This window comes from Armatimonas sp. (assembly GCF_031410135.1).
In the GTDB taxonomy this organism is placed as follows: domain Bacteria; phylum Armatimonadota; class Armatimonadia; order Armatimonadales; family Armatimonadaceae; genus Armatimonas.
In genome coordinates this window covers 1-4,366 of sequence record NZ_JANNYP010000701.1, presented here as the reverse complement: position 1 = coordinate 4,366, position 4,366 = coordinate 1, and the positions used below count along the sequence as shown (strand labels likewise).

The window sequence follows — 4,366 nt, the reverse complement described above, 5'->3', positions numbered from 1 at the left end:
CCTTTAACCTTTTTCGTAAACAGCAGGTCACCGGTTCGAACCCGGTCGTCGGCTTATCTGGTAGTTATTAATATTTACTGATAGTAAATATACATTTGTGACTTCCCTAATTATACTCAGTGACCTGGTGTGAGGCTTTAGGATTTTACTCTAGCAGGCATCGAGCTACCAAATCGCCAGCGGTAGAACAGATTAACTGAGAGGGGCGCATTGCCGTACGAGGCTTTGAGAGCTGACGGATACGAATAGAAGTCGAGCGAGGCTCCGACACCTTGCTGGCCGCTCTCATCCTGCTTGAGGTTGTGAATACCACCTATCGAGAGTTTCTGCACTCGGTAAACTCCTGCGGGTACACCGACTAGCTCGTCCTTCTGAGTGTTATCGAGCCGTGCGAAATAAATCTGCCTCCCATGGGTATACGCTGTCTCAGCCAGTACCGCTGTGGTCTTTCTATCCCCCTTGATGTTCTGTCCGATGGCGAGCATGGAGGCGAGATTATCGCCGTTATCGAGCGCTTTATTGTGCATCGCGGAGACCGTCAGACGATGGACATTTATCCCTGGCTCTAGTGCTTCCGGGGATTTCAGAGAGCCATACGATGCCTGAAAGCTCAGGTCCTTGCTCGGGTTGACGCTCACGCGCCCTGAGTAGGAGTTGAGGCGGATCGGATCGATGTTGTAACGATTCTCATTGGGTTCCCTCCCATTGAAGACTGACCCTTCCATTTTCCACTTGTCGGCAACTGTCACTCCCGCTGTCGCGACGCCATACGTAATGTGCGTTCCGTCGAGCCAGTGGTGTGAGATGGGAGCCACAGGATTCTCCCACGCCGAAGGTCGGTGCTGAAACGCTGCGGGTCCAAGGGCTGGCTCACCGGCTGGGGCTAGATAGAGAAAGCCTCGCACGTTACTCCCTAACGGAGTGCTGTAGGTGGCGGCGAGCTCCATGAAGAGGTCATGGGGGTGCTGCCGATCTTTCAGCGGCTGACCATGTGCGGTCTCCCCCGTCTGGAAGAGGTTGGGATAGCCCTTCTGGCCGTTTGTCAGTGCATCGAGCGAGAACATCCCGCGTAGTCCGAGCACACGGCCCGATTCATCGCGCTTTTGGCCCATCAGCATGTACTGGCTCGCGGTGTATGCTTGCGACTCGCCGCGCGTCCCACCCGCATCTGTGAAGGCTCCCACCGCAAGGCCCATCTGCATGAGCTGCCAGCTACCGCGCTCCGTCATCTTGCCGTACATGGGGCTGGACTCAGGGAGCCAGGTTGTGCCGGAGCCTTCCCGATTCATGCTCCAAGGGCCAAACGTTCCCTGCATCTCCATTTCCATGAGCTGCTCAAAGAGCATGTCTGGCGTGAGATTGTCATAGCGGCTGTTACCCGCCTTAATGCCCTCCAGGCAGGTTTTACACACGCCTTTTTTCTCAAAGAGATTTGTTGCACAGCCACAGCTGCCTTCCAGAGCGCATTCCGCGCAGCCGCCCTTGATGCAACAAGCAAAGCGTCCCTCCTCAGCCAATACTTTCTTCGCCGCCAAGATCGCTGATTCGTAGCCCCGCAGATCGCCTTTTTTCTTCGCATCCAGGGCCTGTTTTAAGATCGGAGTTGCCTTGCTCGGCCCGAGCTTCTTCCTTCCCGTGGGAGGATGTGCTAGCACGGGTGAGGCGAGTAAGAGCGTGAGCAGTAGAGCGAAAACGCGTCTCATTAGGACACTCCTACTTTCACAACAAAGGGGATTGTGATAACCTGTCCGCCCCGCTGGAACTGCCCCCACGCTTTGTAGATTCCTGGCTTAGGGAAGCGAGCATTAAAGACGACATTACCTTTTTTCGAAGCCGCAAGACCTGCCTCATCCTCAGCAGGGTGACTGTGAACCACGGTTTGACCATCTTGGTGAATAATCATGAGGTGGCCAAAAGCACCCAGATATTGTTCTAAATCCGTGATGGGTTGGCCTGACACCGTATTGGTGAGCTTAAAGATCAGGCTGGTGCTCTTGCCTATCGGAATTGGACTGACGGCAGAGCTGAAGCTGGCCGTAATGCCAGCGACTGTGTTCTTCGTTCCCGACGGGATTAGGGCAACGGGCTTGGGAGTCGCACCACCGACCCGCAGGTTTGTGCCTAAGATCTGCGATCCCGCGCCCTTGGGAGCGACATCGGCGTAGATTCGGTACTCACCGCCAGCAGGAAAGACCTGAGAGATGGTGAAGGTGCCATCTGGCTGAGGAACCGGGTGTTCGTGCGCAAACCAAGATAAGTCCTTACTTGCCATGAGGAGGTGAAATACCTTGGTGTGGGCGATGTCAAAGTCCTTGACAATAGCCTTAGTCTTCGTGTCTCGGATGGTGAAGCGTAGCTCGGCAGGCTTGTTCGCCTCCGCAGCGCCGACACTCTTCACCTCGACCAAGTAGGGTTTGGGAAGAGGCCTCTTGCTCTGACGCGCTTCCGCATCCTGGACATCAATGAGAAAGCTCGCCTTGATAGGCTTAGCCTCTCCCGGTAGAGTCAGGCTCAGCGCGATCTGGTACTGCCCCCCATGGGGGAAGAAACACTCAATGCCGTAGTCGCCAGGAACTCCTTCCGTGTGAATCTTGGGACTCTGGGCAGGCATCCCCGCCATCTCCGGCATGGTAACTATAGCTTTCGTCTGAACCCGCATGACCCCCGTCGCACCCGCAACAGGGTCGATCTTGCTGGTATCGAGCAGGCGGAACTCAATGTCCACTTGCTCCCCTGCAAAGATGCCCTCCGTAGGCAATCGAAGTGTCAAAGTGTACTTCCCAATGGTTTTCTGGAGGCCCGCAGGCGCTGAGGCAACCTGAGCGAAGGTTGGGGGCAATGCGCTAAGAAGTGCCCCTAAAGTAAGTGCGCTGAGGAGAGCACGCTGTGTTGTAAACATGATTTTTTTCCTGAGAAGGTCAGCACGAAATATCCGTGCAAGCGACGAAAAGCCGCCCGGCGTTCACAGCCTAGCAGCAGGGTTCAGGAAAAGATAGGAGGCGCGCGCAGGGAAGCAAAGGGAAGAGGTGGCCCACGGGGAGCCGAAATCTCCCGTGCCGTAGCGGCTGGACAGAGGGTTGTCAGGGGAGGGGCAGCGACCTGGATATCCACAGTGCCTAGTACGAAAATAGGGCTCTCCGCGACAATGGTTAGCTCGGGGAGGCTCGGTGGCGTTGGGGCAGGCTGCATCTTGCAGCAACACGGTGCGGAGAGGGAGGCGTCTGTTGAAGTCGCCTTCTTCACACAACAGGATAGTCCTTCTAACTTCTGCTGAGCTGCCATCATGGGGCAAGCTGTGGTTTGAGATTGCAGCTGGCAAGCGAGCACGAACCGGGCCGGAGCCAGGAAGGTCGTCATCATGGCGAAGATGAGAATAAAGATCATGTGCTTGCGAAACATTAGATTGTCCTACAGTATACCCCAGCTCTTGCCTAGTATACCCTATAGGGGTATACTAGAAGGCATGACTGATCGAGCCGACTCCCGCAAGAAGCTCACGACTCGCCTCAAACGAATCGCGGGACAGGTAGCGGGCATTCAGCGCATGGTTGATGAGGAGCGCTACTGCGTGGACATCCTTACCCAGATCGCCGCTGTACGCTCCGCTCTCGATAGTGTCGGTGTAGAGCTACTCACCGAGCATGTCAGCTCCTGCGTTGTTGGTCATGGTACCGAGAGCGAGCACGAGTGCGCCAAGCCCATGACTCAGGAGCAGCTTGTCGAGGAAGTCAAAACGGTTCTTGGCCGGTTTCTTAAGTAAAGAAAGAAAAACAAAAATGAAGACGACTACTTTTATCGCCCTGGAGATCGAGTGTCAGGGCTGTGCTAGTGCAATCAAGAAGTCTGTAGGGACAGTCGCGGGAGTCAGCGATGTCCAAGTAGATGTAGATGCCAAACGTGTTACCGTGAGTCATGATGAGGCCACGTCTGCGGATGTTATCAAGGCTGCTGTAGAAAAAGCAGGATTCTCTGCACAATCCTGCTAAGAAGGCTCCTCTAAAAAGCTCAATTGCCATGACTGCCATTCAAAGCCCCTTAAAAGGAGAACTTGTCTCCGAGACGACGGTAGATCTCGCCATCCAGGGAATGTCTTGTGCGGCCTGTGCTCGGCGTATTGAGAAGCAGCTCTCGCGAGCGGAAGGGGTGCAGGAGGCACAGGTCAACTACGCTACCCACCGGGCACGCGTGAGTTTTAACTCTCTGGAATCCTCGCTACCCACCCTCATCTCTGTGGTTCAAGACACAGGCTTTGGTGCGTCCCTGCTTCAGAGACCCGAAGCTGCGCTGGAGGCGGAGGAGAAGGCCCACGCGGCGGAGGTCAAAGACCTCACGCGCCGCTTCGCTCTCTCCACGATCCTTACCATTC

General features: G+C 55.4%; 5 protein-coding genes. 3 read left to right on the top strand and 2 right to left on the bottom strand.

What is annotated here, in order from left to right:
* Window positions 1–137: 137 nt before the first annotated feature.
* Together RMO15_RS25680 and RMO15_RS25675 are read right to left on the bottom strand one after the other, a co-directional pair.
* The gene (locus RMO15_RS25680) at window positions 138–1,703 is read right to left on the bottom strand and encodes a hypothetical protein (RefSeq protein WP_309719465.1); all 1,566 of its coding nucleotides are present in this window, start codon (window positions 1,701–1,703) and stop codon (window positions 138–140) included.
* Complete coding sequence (locus tag RMO15_RS25675; protein WP_309719462.1) at window positions 1,703–2,899, bottom strand: FixH family protein; 1,197 nt, start codon at window positions 2,897–2,899, stop codon at window positions 1,703–1,705. Before RMO15_RS25675 ends, RMO15_RS25680 begins: the two co-directional genes overlap by 1 nt.
* A gap of 564 nt (window positions 2,900–3,463) precedes the next feature.
* Here RMO15_RS25675 and RMO15_RS25670 point away from each other — a divergent pair.
* The 3 genes from RMO15_RS25670 to RMO15_RS25660 all read left to right on the top strand — a co-directional run.
* Window positions 3,464–3,760, top strand: a complete 297-nt coding sequence (locus RMO15_RS25670; protein WP_309719459.1) for a metal-sensitive transcriptional regulator — start codon at window positions 3,464–3,466, stop codon at window positions 3,758–3,760.
* Window positions 3,761–3,776: 16 nt separating this feature from the next.
* The gene (locus RMO15_RS25665) at window positions 3,777–3,986 is read left to right on the top strand and encodes a heavy metal-associated domain-containing protein (RefSeq protein ID WP_309719456.1); all 210 of its coding nucleotides are present in this window, start codon (window positions 3,777–3,779) and stop codon (window positions 3,984–3,986) included.
* 28 nt (window positions 3,987–4,014) lie between these two features.
* The coding region (locus tag RMO15_RS25660) for a heavy metal-associated domain-containing protein (RefSeq protein ID WP_309719453.1) at window positions 4,015–4,366 on the top strand (352 nt) is incomplete at its 3' end.